Genomic DNA, 317 nt, shown 5'->3' on the forward strand with positions numbered 1-317 from the left:
GACACCACCACCACCCTGATCGCCGAACTCGGCCTGGACGACGTCCACCTGGCCGCCCACAACTCCCCCACCGCCACCGTCGTCTCCGGCCACCAGGACCAGATCCACACCCTCGTCGAAACCTGCCGGAACAGGGACATCCGCGCCCGCACCATCGACGTCGACTACGCCTCCCACTGCCCCCACGTCGACACCCTCCACCAAGAACTCCTCGACGCCCTCGCCCCGATCAATCCCCAGCCCACCGACGGCCGCACCGCCTTCTACTCCACCCTGCGCGGAGCCCCCGTCACCGACACCACCACCCTCACCCCCGA

1 protein-coding gene is annotated in these 317 nt (G+C 69.4%); it reads left to right on the top strand.

Going from position 1 to position 317, the window contains the following annotated elements; genetic code table 11:
• A partial coding sequence (locus KCH87_RS48565) for an acyltransferase domain-containing protein (protein WP_210594480.1) occupies positions 1-317 on the top strand: 317 nt, incomplete at both ends.

Source organism: Streptomyces sp. GESEQ-35 (genome assembly GCF_017948485.1).
GTDB lineage: Bacteria > Actinomycetota > Actinomycetes > Streptomycetales > Streptomycetaceae > Streptomyces.